Here is a 22,718-nt window from a genome sequence, read left to right as displayed (position 1 = left end):
GGGACCTAGAACAAAAATAAGTAAAACATTTAAGCACTCTCCAGACTACGGGAGGGAACTCTTTAAAATAAAGCCTTATCAATTGCCATATCACGTGCGGTATGAGTAGAAATTATATTTTTTTTCACCAGTTCAGTTAAATGCTGATCTAAAGTTTGCATGCCTTTTGCCTGACCTGTTTGGATAGAAGAATACATTTGCGCCACTTTATCTTCACGAATTAAATTTCGTATCGCACCGGTACAAATCATAATTTCCAAAGCAGCAACTCGCCCACCACCATTTTTTTTCAATAAGGATTGCGCGACTACAGCCTGCAGTGATTCAGATAACATCGAACGCACCATGGATTTTTCCTCAGCGGGGAACACATCAATGATCCTATTGATGGTTTTGGTTGCAGAATTAGTATGTAAGGTGCCAAAAACTAAATGCCCGGTTTCCGCGGCGGTCATTGCTAAACGAATCGTTTCCAGATCGCGTAACTCGCCCACCAAAATCACATCAGGATCCTCACGTAATGCAGAACGTAAAGCAGCATTAAAGCTCAGTGTATCTCGATGAACCTCGCGTTGATTTAACAAACATTTTTTGCTTTGATGTACAAACTCTATAGGATCCTCCACAGTTAAAATGTGATCATAACGATTTGAGTTGATGTAATCGATGATGGCAGCCAGAGTCGTGCTTTTTCCTGATCCTGTTGGACCAGTAATAAGTACCAATCCTTTAGGATAACTGGCCATTTCTTCAAAAATAGCCGGTAATCCTAAATCATTCATACTTAAAATTTCAGAAGGAATAGTACGAAAAACAGCTGCTGCCCCACGCAGTTGATTAAATACGTTCACCCTAAAACGGGCTAGATTAGTTATTTCAAAAGAAAAATCAGTTTCCAAAAATTCTTCAAATTCTTTCCTTTGCCGGTCATTCATCACATCATAGATGATTTTTATTACCTCTTTATGTTCCAAGGCTGGTAAATTGATTTTGCGCAAATCGCCATCCACACGAATCATTGGAGGTAATCCTGCAGAAAGATGCAAATCTGATGATTTATTTTTTACTGAAAACGCCAATAGTTCTGCTATATCCATTGCTTAATTCGTCCTGATTATTAATCAATAATAGGTTGAACCCTTAGTACCGTCCAACCACAAAATTATGATGCTATTAGATTAACTCACGAAGTGATACTCGGCAAATAGTGTTTCTTTTGCTATTGTTAAGGTTTGTACATATACCTAAATAATCATGAGTCTTCAGCAAAATCTATATCAAATAAAACAATTAATTAGGCAATCTGAACAGGACTTTGGCAGAGAACCCGGGGGCGTTCTATTACTTGCTGTCAGCAAACAACAAAGTATCGAGGCGATTAGCCAATTATTTCATCTTGGAGTTATCCATTTTGGAGAAAGCTATTTCCAGGAAGCACAACAAAAAATAAATGCATTAAAAAACATGCCTATATGCTGGCATTTCATTGGCCCCATTCAAAGCAATAAAACCAAAGGGATTGCCACTTCATTTAGTTGGGTTCACAGTGTTAGCCGCTTGAAAATCGCCCAGTATCTCAATGAGTATCGTCCAACTCATTTAGATCCACTCAACATCTGTTTACAAATTAGTTTAGTAGATGAAAAAACAAAATCAGGAATTCCTCCTGAAGATGCTGCTGAGCTGGCTTTGGCAATCAGTCAACTTCCTCACCTCAAGTTAAGAGGTTTGATGACTATCCCGCCCCCCCAACTAGATACACAAACACAATATGACTTATTTATTCAACTCAATCAACTCATGCATGCACTAAATCAGGAGCTCGGACTCAATATGGATACATTATCCATGGGAATGAGCGATGATTTAGTCCCTGCGATTAAAGCAGGAACTACTATAGTACGTGTTGGCCGGGCATTATTTGGTGAGCGACAAAAATAAAGCGACGCGATATAATCCAAATAAGTCAGTTGTAATAAATGCAGGATAGGGGAAAATATGTCTGGTCTTATTGCCGTAACACTATTTATTGTTTCTTTATTTTTTTCACTAGTTATTTTCAGTTTATGGCTTCGCATCGCGCTTCGTTATTTACGTGTCAGCGCACTTCATCCCGTAAGCCAACTTATTTATAAAGTAACTAACCCTATAGTCAACCCAATTCAACTGATATCAAAACAGCCTTATAAACCCGGACAAAAATATGATATCCCAGCCATTATCACCTTGGTTTTAGTTGAACTACTAAAAATTATCTGCATTAGCCTCCTTGCCTTAAATGGAATAATCCCGATTGTATTCATATTCATTTATATAATTGCTGACTTAATCATTCAACCTTGCGATATTTTATTTTATGCCATACTTATCCGGGTCATCATGAGCTTTATCAATCCAGAATGGCAAGGTCCAATTGCTGACTTCTTACGTTTGTTAACAGAACCTTTGCTAAGACTCGGTAGAAAGATTATCCCGGATATTTCTGGTTTTGATTTTTCTCCTTTTATCATCCTGGTTTTATTGAAAATTATTACCTTATTCATTAACGCAAATCTGCCCTGGAGATTATTATAAAAGCGGCTATACTTAATTTTAAGCAGAGGATTATCAGGATTGAATTATGAAATTGACGTTCCTCAGTAGCACTGGCTTAGGATTAATCCTTTTACCTTTTAGTTTATTTGCTGATACTCAATCTTATTATTGCCCACAAAACCACGGGTACATTAATTTAGGAATGACACCTGATGAAGTAATAGCAGCATGTGGCCAACCAGTGAGCCAACAAGAGTCAAATCAACCTCTTATACAAAAAATTCCCATGCAACAGCTCATTTATAATAATATGGGAACTCAAACCGCCTTTTACGGAGTATGGAACGTCCCCACCGGCAGCGGCGGCGCAACATTGGAAGTCGATGTTGTAAATCAAAAAGTACGTTCTATTAAATTAAATGGCTCAGATAGTAATGCGGTATCTATTTGTCAGGGAGCAAACATTCAGGCAGGGGATCCAGTACAAAAAGTGTATTATTCCTGTGGTTCTCCTTCTATGGTAAATAATACGTTTATCAATGAAGTTGTCCCAACAGCGGAAAAACCTCAAGTTTGGCTCTATCAGCCTGGGGAGTACCAACCTGCCGTTACCATGACTTTTGTTAATGGTAAATTGCAATCCATTCAATAGTCCGCAAAATGTGATCGGATGTATCATTACTTAATTCATTCTGTTCTCTATTTTTTCGCAAATCACAGTTCAACACTATGGCAAGTTAAAAAAATAAGATAAACTCTCAAAATTTTAGGGCAGAACTCTATTTAAATTGATGAGGCCACTGCTTTTTTTGGACTACTTATTGAGGTACGTTTTGAAATGACTGCAAGCATAGATGAAATCACTGTTGCATTTAGTGAAAATGGGACAGACACCGTTAAAGAGCTGGATAAGAAGGTATTGAGTAAAGGCGCCTGGACTACGATTATGTTTAAGTATCAGGATTGGGATAACGCCCAAAATGATTATGGACCCGTTAAATTTTCAATTCGACGTTATCAAAAACGGAATAATCAATATTGGCAAAAATCCAAATTTAATATATCCAGCGAGGATCAAGCACAGAAAATTATTGATATTCTCAGCGATTGGTTAAAATAATTGTTACATTGAAGCAATTTTGTTATTAAATTTTTTAAAATAAATATACTCTATCTCCCAGATTAAAATTTTATTTCTGCACCTACAGATGTATCTCGATATAAGTGTCTATAAATAAAAGACTTTTTTTCATCGCCAGCCTCAATAAAGCAAGCAAAATTCTGGGAGTTTTTGCTCAATTTGGGCACCCTTGTGCCCATAAAATAATCCTCACGATTTTTTTTTGTTCTAATTATTCATTTTTCTTAAGGTTCAGTTAATTTTTGCTCCTTATAATACAAATCCTATTTAACAATTGACTTAAAGTATTATCATGCAGACTAAAAAAGAAACTCAAACTCCTAAAACAGGACAAAAAACTACGACACCTATATGGTCTTTACCCATAGTACCCATTCCAGGATTAACAATGCCCCTGGACGTAGTAAAACAAAAACTACAAGCTTCAAAAACTGGGCAAAAACCTGGTGCTTCACCGGTATGGAATTTTCCAAACCTAACCCCTGCTCCATGGTTTCCTGATCTAAGCAAGATGCCATGGTTCAGCACACCGTTCGATATAGTAAAGCAAAGAATGCAAACTCCAAAAGTGAAACAACAATCTGGAACTACGCCAGTATGGAGTATGCCCAATTTCTTTCCTACTTCATGGTTCATCACTCCACTTGATGTGGTAAAACATAATTTACAAAGCCAAAAATCCGGGAAAAAAACTACGCCTTCACCGGTATGGGATTTACCTAGCTACGCTTGGTCATTCGTACCATCAAAGGAAACAGTGCACCAACAACTTTGGAATGGAACAAACTTTGCAACCGTTGCATTAGCAACAAGCTTAAGCATCGTAGCTGTTCAAAGTCCGGTAAAAACGATGTTAGTTAATTTATCCAAGAGCGGTACAATGATACCTCCTTATACAGGAGGAATATGGAGTGTCGCAAAACTATTGTATGCTGGAACTGGAGCTTCAATTTCAGGATCATTAGTTCGAACTGGTTACGTTACCGGCGCTAAAGGTGGAAGCAAACCATTAGAAGAAGGGGCACATGAGATCGGTAAAGAAGAGGGTAAAAAATACGCTATTAGTTACAGTTATGTTATGGCAATGGCTTTAGGCGATATCCTGGTAACCCAGATACCTGAATCATTGTCTACCTTGAAAAAAGTTCCAGGTCTACTCCCTACTGATTTTGTATGGAAAACTCCTAATAACGCATGGAAACTAATGATGGGCGGATTTATACCCAGATATGGTTCTGGAATGGTTAATTTTGCTGCTTTATGTGTGCTTGAAGAAAGAATAGCAAAAAGCTTGCCGATTCAAGATAAAAACGTAGCTCATTTCACTTCTGGAATGTTCAGTGGTATGGCTGCTGCCTTTTTCTCTTATCCGTTTACATCATTTAAAGATTATGCACTGGTACAATCTACAGTTAAAGATGGACATCTGCACAATGCAAGCACAATTAAATTAACCAAAGAGTTATTTTACTGCTTCATCAGCAATCCAGAAGCTTCATTAAAAACTTTTGGATCAATGGCTCTTAAACAAGTTCCCATGCGAATGGGCTTAACAGGGGTTATCTTTGCTCTGGTTGCTGGTGTTGGTGAAACTCTGGGTTCGGAACCACTGGCAAAAGTTGTTTCAGAAAAATATCAACCCACTTCACCAGGGAAATCCAAGCACAGTATGTTTGGGGGCAAACAAACAACTCCTCGTATTGAAGAGGTTCAAGAAACTAATGAAAAGGAAAAAGACACTGGTAGCAAACCACAATAGTGTTTAGGAAAAATTGCATAGAGCAAACTTATTAAATTTTATAAAATAGTTTGCTCTATGCAAAAATAGTGTATTATAGAGAGCTGCAATGCATAATTTTAAGCCATATATTGCAGCTTTTAACACTATTAAAAAGGATGATAAAATGATGTCACGTCTTGGGATGTTCTTCAAACCAGTTCTTGAAACCACAGCTTATTCTATTGGCGCAGCTACAGTAGGTAGTAGTATTTATCACGCCGGAACTTATATTAACAAAAAAGCAAAAAAACAAGAGCAAGGACAAGAGCAAAGTAAAAATGATATAAATGTTTCTCTTGAAAATGATAGTGAACTGCATGCATCCGGACCAGGGATGAAAATTGGATTTTAATCCCATCATTTATCGTTATGAATGATCTCAAAGATCGGTGTAGTTAAATTAGATTTATCAACACCGATCCAAATTTGTCTTACAAAAAACCAAAAGAAATTATACCCATTCCAAACCTGGATGAGAACGTTCGAAGTATTTCTGAACCATTTCCTCTGAAACTAAATCCAAACGCGCTGGATGCCATTGAGGATTTTTATCCTTATCAATCAATAACGCCCTGACTCCTTCATAAAAATCATAATCATGCATAAAATGACTTACGATGTCATAGTCGGTTTGCAGGCATTGTGCTAAAGAAAGCCCCTTTGCCTTTTGTAATTGAGCTAACGTAACTTTAAGGCTCAGGGGAGATTTTTGGGCTAGAGTATTATCAACTGCTTCAGCCCATACTGTGTTGGCGCTTTGTAGGGAGGCGCGAATCATTTCAATTGTTGGGTGCGCAAAACAAACATCAATCAATGGCTTAATTTGACTGACCTCCTCAGTAGCAGGTACAACAGAAAAGCGCTGCAAACATTGATTGACACGTTCAAAAGCATCTATTGATAAATCTTCATTCATTAATGCATCATACAAAGCAGGCATTTGTTCCGAAGACACTATTTTTTTAACCAATCCAGCTTTCACCGCATCGTGTGCACCAAGACGATTCCCGGTCAAGCCTAAGTAAGTACCCAAATATCCCGGACACCGTGTTAGTAAATAGCTTGCACCAATATCAGGAAAAAAACCGATACCTGTTTCAGGCATAGCGAATACGAAACGTTCGCTGGCTATAGGATGACTTCCATGCATGGAAATCCCTACCCCTCCTCCCATAACAATGCCATCAATTAGAGAAATGTAAGGTTTACTAAAATGGTGAATAAAATGATTTAATCGGTATTCGTGCCAAAAAAATTGCATTTGCTCTGCATCATTTACTTGTCCGGAAAAATAAAGCGAACGTATATCTCCTCCAGCACAAAATGCATTTCCTGAGGCAGCACGCACGACTATCGCATGAATCGTATCGTCGTCTTTCCAAAGACTTAACTGTCTTTGTATATTGAGAATCATATTTAAAGTCAGTGCATTTAGCGCGCTGGGTCTATTTAATGTAATAACGCCCAATGAACCTTCTTGATTAAAAAGTACTTCATCAGTCATGATTATCTTCCTTCGAACTCAGCTGCTCGTTTATCCAAAAATGCAGTTACCCCTTCTTGTTTATCTTCAGAAGCACATACTTTAGCAAAGTGAATTGCTTCCAGATGCAAGGCCTCGGTTAAAGGCAAATCATAACCATGATCAATAACCTCGATAACACTTGCAACCGCAAGAGGGGCCATACTCAAAATTCCACGCAATAATGTTTTTCCATGCTCCAACAAAGCCTCAGGTTCTACAATATCACTCACCAATCCCCAATGTAATGCCATTTCTGCATTAATAAATCGTCCGGTCAAACATAAATCTAAAGCACGTCCTTTACCGATTAAACGGGCCAATCGTTGTGTGCCGCCATAGCCAGGAATAACCCCCAATTTTACTTCTGGTTGACCGAATTGAGCTTTAGTTGAAGCGATTCTTAATGTTGCAGAAATTGCTAATTCACACCCGCCACCAAAGGCAAATCCATTTACTGCAGCTAATGAAGGCTTACCTAAAGTTTCTAAAAGACGGAAGACCTCTTGTCCACGACAAGCAAATTCATATCCTGTTTGTGCAGTACATTCAGCCAATCGGTTAATATCTGCGCCGGCACAAAAGGCTTTACCCTGGCCAGTAATTATTAATGCCTTAACTTTTGGATTTATTTTTGCATAATGGAATAATTCTTCTAAAGCATCTAATACTTCGGAGTTTAAAGCATTTAACTTTTCGGGTCTGTTCAAAGTTAAAGTCAAAATTCCCTGGCTATCTAAATCTTGTTCAATTAAATTCATTTCATTACTCCTTTTCTGTAAGAACATACCGTAGCCTGGGTGCAGCGAAGCGGAACCCGGGATAGTATGCAGCGCTAAAACCCGGGTCCCGCTTCGCTGCACCCAGGCTACAAACTCCAAGCACATCAATCAACACAAAAAGTGCTCCTCATCCAAAGTTGCCTTCGCTACAATTTCTCGCATGATTTCATTAGTGCCTTCAAGAATTTGATGCACTCGCAAGTCCCTGAATATTCGCTCAATTTGATAATCACGTAAATAACCATATCCCCCATGGATTTGCATTGCTTTGTCACAAATACGGAAGGCAACGTCCGTAGCCAAACGTTTCGCCATGGCGCAATATAGAGGGACTTGAGAATCATTTTTATCCATCGCATTTGCTGCTCGATAAACCATTAAACGCGCTGCTTCGTAATCGGTAAGCATATCGGCAAAATAAAAACGTAATGCTTGCATCTCGGTGAGCGGTTTACCAAATTGTTTACGCTCATGCATATAGTTTTGAGTTAAGCGTAAGCAAGCAAGGGCACCTCCTAATGAGCATGAGGCAATATTTATCCGCCCTCCATTTAAAGCATTCAATGCAATTTTAAATCCCATGCCTTCATCACCCACACGATTGGCAATGGGTACGCGGCAATTTTCAAAATACACCATACAGGTAGGTTGACTATGCCATCCCAATTTTTTCTCTAATTTCCCAAAACTTAATCCCGGCGTATTTTTTTCAATTAACAAGCAACTTATCCCATGATGCGACTCATCACCAGTACGAACCATACATAAATATACATCACTTACTGAACCACCCGAAATAAAGGCTTTGGAGCCATTAAGAACATAATAGTCTCCATCTATCACAGCCTTGGTTTTTAAAGAGGCAGCATCAGAACCGGATTCAGGTTCTGTCAAACAATAACTCCCGAACACCTCCATGGAGGTTAATTTAGGTCCCCACTTCATTCGTAACTCAGCATCAGCATATCGATCAATTAAAGAAGTAACCATATTATGAATGGAAAGATAAGCACTTGTACTGATACAACCTGTTGCTAATTGTTCAAACAATAATGCGGAGTCTAACCGTGTTAATTGTGCCCCACCAATATCCTCACGCGCCATCATCCCAGCCATTCCTAATGCGGCGGCCTCACGTAACACCTCCATGGGAAAATAATGATGCTCATCCCAATTATCAGCCATAGGAGCCAATTTCTCGCGCGCAAAATCAGCTGCCATCTCACGAAAGGCCAAATGTTCTGCTGTGAATTCAAAATCCATAAACTGTCCTTAGAAAATTTATTCAAATGTATTATTATTGCGAATTTTTATCCTCCATGAAAGAGATATGCTTCGAAAATTACCTAGAACATTTTATGAACGTGATACAATTAGTGTTGCCAAAGAGCTTTTAGGGAAATACCTTGTCCATAACCAATCCGGACTTGAATATATAGGAAGAATTGTTGAAGTAGAAGCGTATCTAGGACAACATGATCTCGCCTCCCATTCCTCTAAAGGCCTTACCCCAAGAACGAAAGTCATGTTTGGTCCAGCTGGATATGCCTATATCTATTTAATTTATGGGATGTATTATTGTACCAATGTCGTTACAGAAACTGAGGGTACAGGTTCTGCAATCTTGTTACGAGGTGTTGAACCCATCAAAAACATTCAAGGAAGAACGCAAGGGCCCGGATTGCTCTCCAAAGCAATGCATATAGATAAACAATTGAACCAATGTGATTTAACCGGTGATATTTTTTACATTGCAGAAGCAGAAAACCAAAGTCCGTTTACCATTGTTGAAAAACCAAGAATTGGGGTTCATTATGCAAAAGATTGGGCAGAAAAATTACTGCGTTTTTATATAAAAGATAATGCTTTTATTTCCAAACCCTAATCCTTAAAAAAACAGTAGATCTCGTAGTGGGAATGACTGGTGTGTCTGAATTTTAAAGAGTTTTTTAAATTTTTTTGACGAAGGCATAGCTACTGCTATTGGAAAAAAACTCTTTAAAATTCAGTGCAATAGGCATTCGTGCTAGAGATCTACTGCTTTTTTAAGGATAATGATATGATTGCAAATTTCCTGGTCGTGAAAAGAATAAGAATAAACACATGGAAACTCTTGCAGCACCTGTAATTCGTAATAACTCACTTGCCGTACTCAAAGAATATTTTGGTTTTGACTCGTTTAGAACACCCCAGGAAGACATCATTCATGATGTTATTGCAGGATATGACGTTCTCGTTTTAATGCCAACAGGAGGTGGAAAGTCCCTATGCTATCAAATACCTGCCATAGTAAGACCAGGAATAGGTATTGTTGTTTCTCCATTGATTGCATTAATGGAAGACCAAGTGGCTGCACTCAGATTACAGGGGATTCGTGCTGCATATTATAACTCCTCTTTAACCAGTGAAGAGGCAAAAAACGTATTAATGCAATTACATCAGGATGAATTGGATTTGCTGTATATCGCTCCTGAGCGGCTAATTAGTACGTCATTCCTGGAGCGCTTACAAGAATGTCATATAGCACTTTTTGCCATTGATGAAGCCCATTGTATCTCTCAATGGGGGCACGATTTTCGCCCCGAATATTCTGCTTTAGGTATTTTAAAAAAACATTTTCCTGATATTCCAATTATTGCTTTAACTGCAACTGCTGATAAACAAACACGCCAGGATATCGTTGATAAATTAAACTATTCACCCAAAAAATACATTGCTTCATTTAATAGACCCAATATCCATTATAAAGTAGTCCCTAAAACCAATGCTGTGAAGCAATTAAATCAATTTTTGCAAACAGTAGAACAACAATCAGGAATTATTTATTGTGGGACCCGCACAAGCGTAGAGAATCTTGCCAAAAAATTACAAGAAATTGGTTTCAAAGCTCGTGCCTATCATGCAGGACTTCCCCATAAAGAACGCCGAGAAGTCCAAACTTTATTCAGGCATGATCGTATTGATATTGTTGTTGCCACGATCGCTTTTGGGATGGGAATTGATAAACCGAATGTTCGTTTCGTTATCCATCATGATTTACCTAAAAATATTGAAGGTTACTACCAAGAAACGGGACGTGCCGGACGCGATGGATTACCAGCCCAAGCACTGTTACTTTATGACCCAGCGGATAGCGCAAGATTACGCTCCTGGATTATTAATAACCCACTCGATGAACAAAGACGAGTTGAAACCAATAAGCTCAACCACATGCTTGCTTTCGCTGAAGCGTCCTATTGTCGTCGCCAAATTTTATTACGCTATTTTGATGAACCTTGTGACACGGAATGCCAATATTGTGATGTCTGTGAAAATCCGCCAATAACCGCTGATGCAACAGAAGATGCGCAAAAATTCTTATCCTGTATTTATCGATTACGGCAAAATTATGGTTTAACGCATACCATAGACGTATTGCGCGGCAGTTCTTCAGATAAAATAAAACAATACGGTCATGAACAAATAAGTACCTTTGGCATTGGTAAAGACAAATCTGCCCACTACTGGAAGCACCTGGCCTGGCAACTCATTCATAAAGACTATTGTATACAGGACATGAATCATTTTAATGTTCTTAAATTAACACCCAAAGCCATTCCTTTACTTAAAGGCGAAGAAAAAATCTCGCTTACGTTACCTAGTACTGATCTTAAACGGGGTAAAAAGAAAACCAAAGAACGACACCCAATTGAAACGATAAACACGCCGTTATTCGACTTGCTTCGTGCATTAAGACGCCGGTTAGCAGATGAAGAAAATAAACCGCCATTTATGATTTTCAGCGATGCAACCTTACATGCTATGACTGAAGTAAAACCTCAAAATTTGGAACAGTTGCTTACAGTGCCCGGTGTAGGTCAACATAAATTGGCTCATTATGGACATCAATTCCTTAACGTATTAAGCGGATACAGTGAATTGGCAGCAAATTAGATGCGCAATATCGTGAGCTATACTATAAATACAAAGGATTGTACCTGAGGTTTTAAATGACCTTACCCCATAAAGAGGAAATCGTATTTCTTTTTGAAGGCTCACTTCGATCCCTACCATTTAATATAGTTTTAGCAATATTATTAGCTTTAGAGCTTCTGTATGTGAACGTTCCTTTGCAACAAGTTATATGGATATCACCTGTTATCCTGGCCAGCGCAGCTAAATGTTTTTTTTGTCATTACTTTCTCAAAAAAGGGCTAGGACACTACGAAAATTCCCATATTTTAATCTATTTTATTTTACTCACATTCATTATGGGAATTACATGGGGAGTCTTTTACTGCCTTATGTTTTCTTACATATCAGTTGTACAAGAATTTATTATTATTTTAGCACTAGGTGGATTAAGTGCTGGTGCAATAGCGTCATTGACTGTTTATCTTCCTGCTTATTATGCCTACGTCATTCCTATCTTTATTCAACTAATCGCCTACAACTATTGGATAGATAAAGGAGAGCGAATTACTCTTGCAATTATGCTTTTATTTTTTTTAATAATGTTGATCGTTTCTGCAAGAATGAATCACTCTTCATTAAATAAAATATTCCTATTATCCAGAGAAAAAGAAAGCTTAATTGATGATTTACAAACGCTCTCGATAACAGATGCGTTAACCGGTTTATACAATAGGCGTTATTTTCAATCTATTTTACAGAAAGAATGGGATAAAGCGCAGCGTAATCATTATTCAATAATTTTAGTATCCATTGATATAGATAACTTTAAACTGATTAATGACAATTTGGGGCATACTTCCGGGGATAATTTTTTAATTTATTTTGCTAAACTATTAAAAAAAGGATTTCGTCGTGCCAATGATATAATTTTTCGTGTTGGTGGTGATGAATTTTTCATCATTCTGGTCAACCAAACTATTCAAGAAGGCCTCAGCGTATGTCATTCATTCAATGATCAATTTAATAATAAGAAATCTAAAAAAAAATCCATAATGAAACACATCACTTTGAGTATGGGTATAGTCTCTACTCAAGGTAATTATAAATTGCAAATTGATACTTTAATTGCCTTAGCAGATAAAGCACTTTATCAAGCCAAAAATGAAGGTAAAAACAGAATGGTTATAAAAGAATTAACTTGACCGCCACAGCCTCCGGACTGTTAAGGTAATATCAATTCTCCTTGAGCGTTAAAACGATATCGATTTTGATCCCAGCCCTGACCAAAAAGTCTCAGTACGGAGCTGTAATAACTGTCAGCAGTCAGTTCTTCTGCGTCCATACGCTGTCTTTGCACTGCAAGCTCTGAAGGATTATTTGCTAATAATGGTAACAGTGCAGCGGCAAAACCAATAGAGCCTTTGCCTTCTGTTTTACCCGTCAGAATATTAATTTTCTCTGGTGGAGCCCCCAATTGTTGCGTCAGTCCAATAATAGGCGAAAAGTGTTTTGTCAATTTTGCTGCTTGAGGTGCCTCATGAGCTAACATCCCTACCCAAAGATAAACACGAATCGCATTGTAACTACCTAAATTAGGAGACTTTAGATCAGGCTGCCAGCCATGATTCTTTTTCCAAATAACCCAATCGGGCGCAAATCCTTTGGGGGAAGTTTCTAACAATAACCGCCTGCTATTACGCTCAAGGATATTCCATTTGCTATTGAGTTGAGCAAATCGAGCAAATAACTGAGGAGGTAAATAACTGGGATTAAGGCGCCAGTAGTTTTTAAAATTAAACCCAAATCTACCTGGAAGTAGCATGAGTCCAAATCCTGGAATTTGAACTACTTCTTCTTTCTGGATACGTTGGAGAAGCTTTTTACCAAGAGAATTATATCGCTTATTGTTCCATAAGCGCCCTGCTTCCAGTAAATCATAAGCAATCCATAAGTCGGAATCTGCCGCTGAATTACGGTCTAAAACAGTCCATTTTTTCTGAGTATTTTTTCCCCATTCCCATGCAGGTAGATGCTTTCCCAAATCACCTGCAGCAAGATTGCTTTCCGTCCAGTGTAATAATTTATCAAACATAGGCTGATCATGAGCAACTAAAGCAAAGAATAATGCATAACTTTGCCCCTCAGAAGTAGTCTTTCTTTCCGAAAGTTGTGGATCAATGACTCGTCCATCCGTACTGATGTAGTACTGCTTAAATTTCTCCCAAATTGGCCATTGGGTACTTGCCATGGCATTACAAATACCCAACATAAATAAAATAATAATTAATAAGCATTTCTTAATTTTTAATTTAAAAATCACGTTTTATCCTTTTGAGTGCCTTTCAAACGATGTCTGATGAGCACTAACAAACCATTCCAGAGCAAGAATGTGATAATCACAGCTGCCAAAAGAGATAAAAGTGCTAGACTAACCGGATGTTTTTGCAACGAGTCCCAAATGCGATCCAAAAACGGTAGATATCCCAGATAGTACTGATTACCTACCCGTAAGCTATTAATTCCAGAGTCACGGATTACAGCCACTGAACCAAAGATTTTGTCCACATTTTTATTATTAGTTAAGGCCCTATTCAGTAAATCAAAACCTTGCTGACTTTCAGCTAATAAAGCAATAATACTGCGTTTTTTATAATATGGGGATTGGATACCGACAATAGCTGCCACAGAACCCATTGCAGTGACAGTAGTTTTACTTTCAGCTGCACTGAAAGGAGTCAGTCGATGTATGTCTGGCATTGCATTTCTATTTAAAGGCTTTTTAATCCAATCTTGGGTTTTATTAATCAGCAGATTAAGGTCATCATTATCTCGAAGGTCTTTAGGCAAGGTGCCAATAATTAAAAGATCAGCATCTTTATTTTTAACTCGCGACCAGTTATCTGTCAAAGTCATCGCTAGGATAGGATAACCGGTTGCTGCCCCAATGTTACCCGCAACATTCAGTAAAGAAGTCACTGCTTCAGGTTTTGATTGGGGATCAATATAAACTACCGTTTGTGACAGATCAGCCCAAATACTAAAAGGAAAACCTGAACTCATGAACGCATTTAGATTAGGCATTGCAAAATAATGATAATAATTGGAAAGATCTAAAGTTGAAGCATCATCAATAACTCCTAGATTATTAATTACCTGATAAGTGATGCATTGTTCATTTTGCATTCCTCCAGCCACTTGCGTTCCATATGCAAAATTAAAGGTAAATTGGTTATTTGCACCCAATTTTGCTGGAATATAGAGTTCTTTACGTGTTACTGCCATATTTCCTGAAAAGGCCCTCTCTCCCTTCGGCTCCAGCACATAACTTTTTATAAAAGAATTATTCAGGCTAATATCCAGCTGTGACCTGCTTGCGGCCGGTGGCAATGAATAACGGTACTTTAAGAGTAGGTGTATACCTCTGGTATGATGCAAAAATAAATCAGGCGGTACATTAAATCTAAGGGAGACAGGATAAGGAGTAAACCCTTTTGTTTGGAGTTGCTCGTCAAACTCTTTTAATTTTGCAAAAGTTACTGGCTTATTGGTAGGCATCCAGTTTGGCGCATCATAAGGCTTTCGAGGTTCTAACATTTTTACGTTATCGATAATAACGCTTGGTCCTCGAAAAAGGACATTACCCTGCGCTATGCCCTGAACAGCAGTGACTAAATCCTTATCATCACGCCCCGAAATCAACAGTAATTTGATATAGGGATTATTGGGATGGCTTATCATTTCGACTGTAGGAGCTTGCACTGTTTTATAATTTTTCAAGAAATTAGGTCTTTGTGTATTCGTTGCAAATACTATGGAGTTTCTTGTAGGCACCTGGTTAAACGAAACAGGGAAAATCGATCCACGCCATAAAGCCTTACTTCCAAACCATGACGCCAGAATTGCTGCAGCATGCTGTTGCGCCAAATTAGGTTGTCCAGAAAATATAATGGGCAGATTTAACTGATTATTATCTAGTGAATCAAAAAAAGGCGCTGGAAAATGTGAGAGATCATTTTTCAAAAGTAAGCTTTGAAAATTCAACTCAAGATAGCTGTTCTTGTCAATATCTATCCATATGGAGCTGTGTGCTGGATTTTCACAAATCGCTTTATAATGACCGATAAACTCAAGGCGGAGACGGTTAAAATCATTGATAAAACGAGAATCGATGGGTATATCTATGGAATTCAATTTACCTAATTGCTCAGTACTAATTGGGATCACGTCGACCAATTCGTCATTTAGATAAATTTTAAGTTGTGAAAGTAAAGGAATAAGTGCGGGTGAAGGGATAAATTGCAAATGTAAAGCTGCTTGAAATATCAATTCATCTTTACGCATGGTAAACTCGATATTTCTTCCTGTAGTAAAGTTACCTAAAGTAAAATTGCCTTGCTGCTGATTTAAATTATTAAAATATAACTTAACTTTTCGTGTTGGGACATTGGCCGGAACAGATAATATAGGTTTTGCAATCTGACCAGGATTTGTTGTATCAGCAGGAGCAGCGTGTAAGTGAAATCCAAAAACCAGTAATGTAATCCAAATTATTTTTCTTATCATTATCTCATCCATTAGTTTTAAATTTTATTCCAATTTCAATCGATGCCTAGAGGTTGCTCTTTGGTATAGGCCTAGGGCGTCGTGGAAAAAATGTCCCCAACCAAATAATTGCCTGGGTAAAGTCTATAAGTAGCTTACGAACTCTACTGGGTGTAAATTCTATGATATCGTAATAACCACGCAAATCCAGTGCAAATACATCACGCATACTTTTCAGGGGCTTATCCTGACTAAATTCTTCTTGCCATAATGACCAAACATCAGCGCGCGCAAAAGTACATTGAATAAAATCGATATTTTGCCTGAGAGATAGCTCATGTAACTTGATACCCGCATTGCGATAAAATGTAAAGGCAATAGTTCCAGGGAAAGCAAATTCGTCTTTTCCTCGTTTGAGGAGAAGAGTTATCTCTTCTCCTGTATGAAACAAGTCTTGCTCCTCCATTTGTATACCTACTCCTCTATCAGAATAATTCTTAAGGATGCATTGATATACATGTCCATCCGATCGCATGATTGCTGCTGGCATAATAAATGTCACGCGAGGCGCTCTACGTCGTTGTCTTGCCTCAATACTTACTCCCAGCGCACCCCCAAGAATAGCTATATTATATAAAGACCAGGCTGAAGTAATAAGAACAGCTAAAATTGTAGCAGCTGGGTCCACAGTCAATCGAAAAGCGGCCGTGATTAAACCTGCAATATTAATAAACAATAAGACGATATACGGTCGTGCTGTCAGCCAATCTACATGCTCTTCTGAAATAATATCCCCTTTAGGCGTCACGTTAAATTTTCCCTTATATGGATTGATTAAAGCCATAGTTGTAGGAACCGCAATATACCAAGCCATTACTGTTTCATAGATTTCATTCCATAAAAAATGACGAAACCGACCTTGAATTTGATTATTAGTCAATACTGCATGAACAATATGAGGTACAGCATAAAGTAGTATCATAACCCCAGATGCATAGACTACATACGCATTTAAAATCAAAAACGCCGCTGGCGTGATGAAAAAAATTAACCGAGGAATGCCAGAAAGAAAATGCAACATGGCATTAAAATAACAAAGGCGTTGTCCAAAGGCTAACCCTTTACCGAACAAGGGATTATCCATACGTAAAATCTGTACCATACCGCGTGCCCAACGAATACGCTGGCTTACGTGACCTGCAAGACTTTCGGTTGCCAAGCCTGCTGACAATGGAATACGAATATAAGCAGAATTATAACCAAGACGCTGAAGTCGCAAGGAGGTGTGTGCGTCCTCGGTAACGCTTTCTACTGCCAGGCCACCAATTTTTTCCAATGCAGAGCGGCGCATGATGCCGCTCGATCCACAAAAGTAAGTTGCGTTCCATGTATCATTCCCATCTTGTACCACACCATAAAACAAAGCACTTTCATTGGGTGTTTTTCGAAACGATTTCAAATTGCGTTCAAAAGGGTCAGGTGAAAAAAAGTGATGCGGGGTTTGTAAAATCGCAAGATTGTGATCTTTTAAAAACCAGCCCACAGTCAATTGTAAAAAAGGATGGGTAATTATGAAGTCGCAATCAAAAATTGCTACCAATTCACCATGTGTTTGTTTTAGAGCATAGTTAATATTGCCTGCTTTTGCATGTTCATGAGAGGGACGTGCTATATAATGTACTCCTGCTTCCTCGGCAAATGCTTTAAATTCAGGACGGTTTCCATCATCCAGAATATAGATATTCAGTTTTTCTTTAGGCCAATCCAAGCCCAGAGCCGAGTAAACGCCAGGTTTTAATATACTTAATTCTTCATTGTAAGTAGTGATCATGATATCTACAGTGGGCCACATAGACTGATCAGCAGGTAGTGGTACCGGCTTACGATGTAGTGGCCAAATACTTTGAAAGTATCCTAATATCATAACCAGCCAAATGTAGGTTTCAGCAAAGATAAGCAAGATTCCAAAAACAGCACTTTCTGTATCATCCCATACTAAAGTATAGGCATACCTCCACCATAAATAGCGACATGAAACAATCACAGAGAGGACAACCAGCATAATAGTTCCTACTTGACCAGGAGCTTTACGAATACTCATTGCCATTCCCCATAGAAGTATCACAAAAATTAATTGTGCCAGTGGTTGAAACGGCTGGGTAATGCAAATCAATAATAATAGGACTGAAAAAATGCCTAATATAATAAACAACACACGGCGTACAATACTTTTTGTTTGGTTAAAACGCTTCGCAGTGTGTTCTGCTACTTTGTTCTCTTCGATCTTATCCGGCAGTCCTTCTATCCAAGAGTAATAATAATTAATACCTCTTTGCAAAAAATTGTGACTTGTTCTTCTTTTTTGTTCTGTATAAAACACAATAAGCCATAGGCTTTGAATGAAATAACGAAATATGTCTCCTGGACGAGGATGTTTTCGGGAAATATGTGGAAACCAAGCGTAATGATTCCTTCGCACCCATTGCCAACGGGGTGATTCCAATCGTAAAAAAGTCCATGCGGTTATTTGGAGTAAAATAATACAAATCGTAGTAAAAAATGAAGTGTGATGATGAAAAAAACCTTGGTAAATCCTTTCAACTTTTTTATATGCAGGGTGTGACAAAAGCAAATGCAGGATCTTGCTCATTTTGTAGTTCCAAAATCATTGCTCATGCACCATTTAGCTAAGGCATTTATATCTTGAGCTATTAAACTATGTGCGTGACATTCTCCTACAGGTTTTTTAGATGCGAGCGCTTCTGCAAGTGCCTCGTCACTATGAAGTACTATTGGTAAAAAATGTGTTAACAGCCTTTGCCATAACTCATATAAATCTTTTTGCAATAACTTGGCTGCAGAATAATGATTCATTAAAAAATAACACTGCTCTGGATTTTTTTGCTGATGCAAACGAATGTGACAGTTGATGTCTGGGTTTAACAATAAGAATACGATATCTGCTCTGTCCAATACCTGTTGAGTGAGTAAGGTAGTATCAGAGGCCAGGTCAAGTAAAATCCAGCGGTAATCATTTCTTGTGACTAAATTATCTATATTATTTTTCCAAAAATCAGGATCTTTCTGGAGTTCATTTTCCAAGTTAATACGCTCAGTTTGGGTTATTTTCCCAAAAGGCAAATAACTCAGGCGTTTGTTATAAGAGTGAATACTTTCACTCCAATCACCGTGGTCATGATAAGTGCGCGCCCAGCCCTCTGCCTGTTCAAACGGCATATTAAAATGCAAGCGCAATAAGTTATCCGTTGTAAAATCAATTACCAATACTGACTCCTTCAATTGCGCTAAAGCCCAACCCAGGCCCGCAGCAATGGAGGTTACACCTATCCCTCCACGGATTCCTTGTAACGCAATTACTGGCATGCTCTTGTCCTATTTATCTTTTTGAGCCAATTTCACTAAACTCTTTCAATATTTTCCAGCGTTCGATTATTTCTTTGATAATTTCTTGTTTTGAAATATCTACGTACATTAACTGAGTTAAAGAATATATCTTACTCAGTATGAGCAAATCATCCTGAAGCCCAAAAGATCTCAGTCCATGTGGATCTGATATCTGATTGTTCATAGTACACCCTTATAAGCTGTGTATAAATCGGACTTCCCCATTTAAACATAGCTTGCTTTGATAAAAAGATCAATTTTATCTATCAGGTTATGCTATTTTAGAACTCGCCTTCATAGGGTTTGTTTACAATTTGCTATCTTAAGGCAGATGCTGCGGTTTTGCACTGAAATGGAAGATTTTGACCAAGAAACTAGAATTGTAAATAGACCCTAAGTATGGAGGTTTTGTGTTGCAGACGATATAAGTGTCTCATGTCTTTTATCAATAAGTTCCTGTGCTTTAACAATAATTGGATTTTCTTGTAGGTTTTCATCTGGGTGTGCTAGTCGACGGAGTTCTTTATATCGATCTAACTCCTGTTCGCGCATATAAAGTTCAAATTCCTTATAAAAGGATTTGCCATTCTCTGGTCCAAGAATCTCAATAAATTGTTCATACAAACCTGTTTTGGGATTACTGTAAAAACAAATATCCATGAATTTTTTCTGGTAAATGGAAGAAAACTGATAGGGCTCACCCACAATCTCCGGTATTTGGTTAAAGAGGATATTCACTCCTTTTGCCTGAGATTCATTTTTTGCTTGATATAAAAGCTGAATCACTTCCTCACGTTTTTCCTTTGGCACAATAATTGATCGGACCGCCGCAAATTTCTTGTTTTCATCATTTAAAAAGGGAGCTCCCCCTACGCGAGCACCTCGTTCAGCAAGCGAGAGCTTCATCCTTCCATCTGGCAAATCTTTTAAAGTGGCAAGAACGCCATGCCCCTTAAAACCAGTTGCCTGAAAAGCCATACTGTCCCTACTGAGGCGATTTAATATATTCCCAACTGTTGCATCAGATTGGAGTTTATCTAACACACCTAATAAGTGTTCGAACTGTAGAGAATATTCTGGATGTTTCTCATGAATAAACGCCTTTAAATAGACATTAAGAACCTGAACCCCTTCATCAAATAAACCAGAACCAAATTGAACATCCGCATTAGGAAACTTAAGAACCTCATTCAACTTTTCTCCACCAAAGATAAAATAAAGTCTGCGTCGACCATTATATTCCCTATAATCAATCTGATGCGCTTCAAAAAAAAATTTGAGGGTTTCCTGTGGAAACGTATTTAATGGAGCGATGGTGATGACCGATTGAGCTTTATCGTTTTTGGCCAAAACATCAGCTCCCCCTGCCAAAAGTAATGGGATTGCCTCAAAATTTTGGCACGCTACAGCTGACAGCAAAGGGGTATTTCCCTGCTCATCTTTTGCTTCAATGAACTCCTTTTTTATCTTAGGTTCTAAAGCAACTAAACCAAGCATTTTCTCTATTTCATAAGTTCGCTTATGGATTATTGCTGTGTGTAAGGGTGATTCTCCTTTATGATTTTTTTTCAGTATCAAAGCAGGACTATGAGTATGAATATAACTCATGGCATCACCCAAATATCCTTTGGCCAATAACAAATGAAAAGCGGTATTTCCCTCATTATCTTGAGCCTCCAATGAACCACCTTCTTTATGGAGGAACTCGACCAATACATCGGAATTAACTTCAGCTGCTGCTAACAAAGGGGTTTTTCCTTTGGCATTTCTTTCTTCCAGTGGAAAAAGACCACGAGCGACTATATGTTCAACTAGAAAATCCTGACGACTTTTTATTGCTACGAATAAAGCGTTATCACCCTCACTATCCTCATCATGAACGGGTGAAGGATCCAGACTAAGAAAATAATCGACTAATTTTATATTACCTAAATGTGCCGCTAATAGCATAGGAGTCATTTGGGATTTATCTGTAGCAGATAAAGAAGCACCGTGTTCCACTAACCATTGTACTGATACTAAATCTCCTCTTCTTACGGCATCAATTAAAGCTTGATCTTTTTCATTTGCAGTGCTTTGTGCCACAAGTAAACCAGCGATCTCAAGTTGAGATGACTCAAGCGCAAGTTGAAAAGCTGTTTTACCTTGATTGTTTTTCAAATCTGCAAGTAAACCACGTTCCAACAGATAAGATACACATGCCAAATGTCCATTTTTTGCAGCTAAGAACAAGGCATTTTCACCCCTATCATTCACTACTGCGAGGTCAGCACCCACTTTTTCCAAAAATTTAAGTGCATCTAATTGTCCGTTTTCAGCCGCAAACGTGACTGCACTTTCCCCAAGCTTATTTTTTTGGTGTGGGTCACAACCGCTTTGAAGTAAATATTCAACAACTTCTAAATTTCCTCTCCCAACAGCAACCATAAGAGGATTATTCCCCTGATTGTCCGTCACTTTTACAACGAATTCTTCAGGAAATAATTTAAGTACATCTACTCGATTGTTATATGCAGCGAAATGCACACAAGACCAGCCATCTTTTGTTTGGTGGCGAAGTAAACTTTCTTTATCTCGTGTTATGCCCAAAAGAATCTGTAATGCCATTACATCGCCTAATGCACTCGCAACGATGGCAATTTTACCAAGTCCCTCCCTACGGAAACCGCCTGGGGGTAATCCCTTCATCTTATCGTACTGCTGTAAGACAACCAGCTTAGATGAATTGCTAAATTGGGGATTAGATTGTAATAATGGCATTGTCTTCATTGATGAATGTAAATAACAACACTCTATAGGAGTGAATCCATTATCATTGAACGTTTTTAATATTGAACTATTGAACTCCTCTGACTTTGCCATAAGCATTTTCAGCATTTCAGGCTGATCGTATATTGCTGCAAGATGCGCCAGTGTATTACCGTTTTCATCAGTCATTAGAAAATACTCTTCATCAACACTGGACAAAAGTCTTTCAAATTGGATTAAATTTCCCTGCTTGATCGCAGTTTTGAATAGTTCTTCATTACCCATTGAACAAATCCTTTCTCCTGCACTATAAAAGAAAGTATAGTTGTTTTAGAAAAGACTGTAGAAAGGAGAAATAGAAACAAATAG

Annotated in this window: 19 protein-coding genes; 9 read left to right on the top strand and 10 right to left on the bottom strand. The window is 38.1% G+C overall.

Going from position 1 to position 22,718, the window contains the following annotated elements; translation table 11 throughout:
• Positions 1-62: 62 nt before the first annotated feature.
• Positions 63-1,097 carry a type IV pilus twitching motility protein PilT gene (locus tag LXO92_RS07900; RefSeq protein WP_182352120.1) on the bottom strand — a complete coding sequence of 345 codons (1,035 nt, stop codon included), beginning with the start codon at positions 1,095-1,097 and terminating at the stop codon, positions 63-65.
• Positions 1,098-1,254: 157 nt separating this feature from the next.
• Between LXO92_RS07900 and LXO92_RS07895 the strand changes: the two genes are divergently transcribed.
• The 6 genes from LXO92_RS07895 (at position 1,255) to LXO92_RS07870 (ending at position 5,808) form a co-directional block, all read left to right on the top strand.
• A complete protein-coding gene (locus tag LXO92_RS07895; RefSeq protein WP_182352119.1) occupies positions 1,255-1,941 on the top strand; it encodes a YggS family pyridoxal phosphate-dependent enzyme in 687 nt (228 codons plus the stop codon).
• Between the two features lie 57 nt (positions 1,942-1,998).
• Entirely contained in the window at positions 1,999-2,574 is a 576-nt protein-coding gene (locus LXO92_RS07890; protein ID WP_182352118.1) for a YggT family protein, read from the top strand.
• A gap of 46 nt (positions 2,575-2,620) precedes the next feature.
• Entirely contained in the window at positions 2,621-3,187 is a 567-nt protein-coding gene (locus LXO92_RS07885; protein ID WP_182352117.1) for a DUF2845 domain-containing protein, read from the top strand.
• A gap of 186 nt (positions 3,188-3,373) precedes the next feature.
• Entirely contained in the window at positions 3,374-3,655 is a 282-nt protein-coding gene (locus LXO92_RS07880) for a hypothetical protein (protein WP_182352116.1), read from the top strand.
• A gap of 313 nt (positions 3,656-3,968) precedes the next feature.
• Positions 3,969-5,435 (top strand): hypothetical protein, encoded by a 1,467-nt coding sequence (locus tag LXO92_RS07875; RefSeq protein ID WP_232890735.1) that lies wholly within the window; start codon positions 3,969-3,971, stop codon positions 5,433-5,435.
• A gap of 88 nt (positions 5,436-5,523) precedes the next feature.
• A complete protein-coding gene (locus tag LXO92_RS07870) occupies positions 5,524-5,808 on the top strand; it encodes a hypothetical protein (RefSeq protein WP_182352114.1) in 285 nt (94 codons plus the stop codon).
• Between the two features lie 99 nt (positions 5,809-5,907).
• On the opposite strand, the gene LXO92_RS07865 is transcribed toward LXO92_RS07870, so the two are convergent.
• From LXO92_RS07865 to LXO92_RS07855, 3 genes are all read right to left on the bottom strand, one after another.
• Positions 5,908-6,960 (bottom strand): enoyl-CoA hydratase/isomerase family protein, encoded by a 1,053-nt coding sequence (locus LXO92_RS07865; RefSeq protein WP_182352113.1) that lies wholly within the window; start codon positions 6,958-6,960, stop codon positions 5,908-5,910.
• 2 nt (positions 6,961-6,962) lie between these two features.
• Positions 6,963-7,739, bottom strand: a complete 777-nt coding sequence (locus LXO92_RS07860; protein WP_182352112.1) for an enoyl-CoA hydratase/isomerase family protein — start codon at positions 7,737-7,739, stop codon at positions 6,963-6,965.
• Positions 7,740-7,868: 129 nt separating this feature from the next.
• Positions 7,869-9,023, bottom strand: coding sequence for an acyl-CoA dehydrogenase family protein (locus tag LXO92_RS07855; protein WP_182352111.1), 1,155 nt, complete (start codon positions 9,021-9,023; stop codon positions 7,869-7,871).
• Between the two features lie 67 nt (positions 9,024-9,090).
• On the opposite strand from LXO92_RS07855, the gene LXO92_RS07850 reads away from it, so the two are divergent.
• From LXO92_RS07850 to LXO92_RS07840, 3 genes are all read left to right on the top strand, one after another.
• Positions 9,091-9,645: a DNA-3-methyladenine glycosylase gene (locus LXO92_RS07850; protein WP_182352110.1), complete on the top strand. Its 555-nt coding sequence runs from the start codon at positions 9,091-9,093 to the stop codon at positions 9,643-9,645.
• A gap of 218 nt (positions 9,646-9,863) precedes the next feature.
• Entirely contained in the window at positions 9,864-11,693 is a 1,830-nt protein-coding gene (gene recQ / locus LXO92_RS07845) for a DNA helicase RecQ (protein ID WP_182352109.1), read from the top strand.
• Positions 11,694-12,043: 350 nt separating this feature from the next.
• Positions 12,044-12,856, top strand: a complete 813-nt coding sequence (locus tag LXO92_RS07840; protein ID WP_232890734.1) for a GGDEF domain-containing protein — start codon at positions 12,044-12,046, stop codon at positions 12,854-12,856.
• A 20-nt stretch (positions 12,857-12,876) separates the two neighbouring features.
• Here LXO92_RS07840 and bcsZ read toward each other — a convergent pair whose 3' ends face one another.
• From bcsZ to LXO92_RS07810, 6 genes are all read right to left on the bottom strand, one after another.
• Positions 12,877-13,974 carry a cellulose synthase complex periplasmic endoglucanase BcsZ gene (gene bcsZ / locus LXO92_RS07835; protein WP_232890733.1) on the bottom strand — a complete coding sequence of 366 codons (1,098 nt, stop codon included), beginning with the start codon at positions 13,972-13,974 and terminating at the stop codon, positions 12,877-12,879.
• Positions 13,971-16,217, bottom strand: coding sequence for a cellulose biosynthesis cyclic di-GMP-binding regulatory protein BcsB (bcsB, locus tag LXO92_RS07830; RefSeq protein WP_182352107.1), 2,247 nt, complete (start codon positions 16,215-16,217; stop codon positions 13,971-13,973). The genes bcsZ and bcsB overlap by 4 nt, the downstream gene beginning before the upstream one ends.
• A 46-nt stretch (positions 16,218-16,263) precedes the next feature.
• On the bottom strand, positions 16,264-18,846 hold the full coding sequence (gene bcsA / locus LXO92_RS07825; protein WP_232890732.1) for a UDP-forming cellulose synthase catalytic subunit: 2,583 nt from the start codon (positions 18,844-18,846) through the stop codon (positions 16,264-16,266).
• On the bottom strand, positions 18,843-19,580 hold the full coding sequence (gene bcsQ, locus LXO92_RS07820) for a cellulose biosynthesis protein BcsQ (protein ID WP_182352105.1): 738 nt from the start codon (positions 19,578-19,580) through the stop codon (positions 18,843-18,845). Before bcsQ ends, bcsA begins: the two co-directional genes overlap by 4 nt.
• A gap of 13 nt (positions 19,581-19,593) precedes the next feature.
• Complete coding sequence (gene bcsR / locus LXO92_RS07815) at positions 19,594-19,785, bottom strand: cellulose biosynthesis protein BcsR (protein ID WP_182352104.1); 192 nt, start codon at positions 19,783-19,785, stop codon at positions 19,594-19,596.
• Positions 19,786-19,994: 209 nt separating this feature from the next.
• Complete coding sequence (locus tag LXO92_RS07810) at positions 19,995-22,634, bottom strand: ankyrin repeat domain-containing protein (RefSeq protein ID WP_232890731.1); 2,640 nt, start codon at positions 22,632-22,634, stop codon at positions 19,995-19,997.
• Positions 22,635-22,718 lie beyond the last annotated feature (84 nt).

Source organism: Legionella resiliens (assembly GCF_021344005.1).
Lineage (GTDB): Bacteria > Pseudomonadota > Gammaproteobacteria > Legionellales > Legionellaceae > Legionella > Legionella resiliens.
The sequence above is the reverse complement of the archived record's forward strand: the minus strand, read 5'-3'. Positions and strand labels throughout refer to the sequence as shown.

What these genes read in the sequence shown, in the direction of transcription:
- LXO92_RS07875 (WP_232890735.1), top strand. Translation starts at nt 3,969, where the DNA reads ATGCAGACTAAAAAAGAAACTCAAACTCCTAAAACAGGACAAAAAACT.
- bcsA (WP_232890732.1), bottom strand. Translation starts at nt 18,846, where the DNA reads ATGAGCAAGATCCTGCATTTGCTTTTGTCACACCCTGCATATAAAAAA.
- LXO92_RS07870 (WP_182352114.1), top strand. Translation starts at nt 5,524, where the DNA reads ATGCATAATTTTAAGCCATATATTGCAGCTTTTAACACTATTAAAAAG.
- LXO92_RS07810 (WP_232890731.1), bottom strand. Translation starts at nt 22,634, where the DNA reads ATGGGTAATGAAGAACTATTCAAAACTGCGATCAAGCAGGGAAATTTA.
- LXO92_RS07855 (WP_182352111.1), bottom strand. Translation starts at nt 9,023, where the DNA reads ATGGATTTTGAATTCACAGCAGAACATTTGGCCTTTCGTGAGATGGCA.
- LXO92_RS07885 (WP_182352117.1), top strand. Translation starts at nt 2,621, where the DNA reads ATGAAATTGACGTTCCTCAGTAGCACTGGCTTAGGATTAATCCTTTTA.
- LXO92_RS07850 (WP_182352110.1), top strand. Translation starts at nt 9,091, where the DNA reads ATGCTTCGAAAATTACCTAGAACATTTTATGAACGTGATACAATTAGT.
- LXO92_RS07900 (WP_182352120.1), bottom strand. Translation starts at nt 1,097, where the DNA reads ATGGATATAGCAGAACTATTGGCGTTTTCAGTAAAAAATAAATCATCA.
- bcsQ (WP_182352105.1), bottom strand. Translation starts at nt 19,580, where the DNA reads ATGCCAGTAATTGCGTTACAAGGAATCCGTGGAGGGATAGGTGTAACC.
- LXO92_RS07890 (WP_182352118.1), top strand. Translation starts at nt 1,999, where the DNA reads ATGTCTGGTCTTATTGCCGTAACACTATTTATTGTTTCTTTATTTTTT.
- LXO92_RS07865 (WP_182352113.1), bottom strand. Translation starts at nt 6,960, where the DNA reads ATGACTGATGAAGTACTTTTTAATCAAGAAGGTTCATTGGGCGTTATT.
- LXO92_RS07895 (WP_182352119.1), top strand. Translation starts at nt 1,255, where the DNA reads ATGAGTCTTCAGCAAAATCTATATCAAATAAAACAATTAATTAGGCAA.
- recQ (WP_182352109.1), top strand. Translation starts at nt 9,864, where the DNA reads ATGGAAACTCTTGCAGCACCTGTAATTCGTAATAACTCACTTGCCGTA.
- bcsR (WP_182352104.1), bottom strand. Translation starts at nt 19,785, where the DNA reads ATGAACAATCAGATATCAGATCCACATGGACTGAGATCTTTTGGGCTT.
- LXO92_RS07880 (WP_182352116.1), top strand. Translation starts at nt 3,374, where the DNA reads ATGACTGCAAGCATAGATGAAATCACTGTTGCATTTAGTGAAAATGGG.
- LXO92_RS07860 (WP_182352112.1), bottom strand. Translation starts at nt 7,739, where the DNA reads ATGAATTTAATTGAACAAGATTTAGATAGCCAGGGAATTTTGACTTTA.
- bcsB (WP_182352107.1), bottom strand. Translation starts at nt 16,217, where the DNA reads ATGATAAGAAAAATAATTTGGATTACATTACTGGTTTTTGGATTTCAC.
- LXO92_RS07840 (WP_232890734.1), top strand. Translation starts at nt 12,044, where the DNA reads ATGTTTTCTTACATATCAGTTGTACAAGAATTTATTATTATTTTAGCA.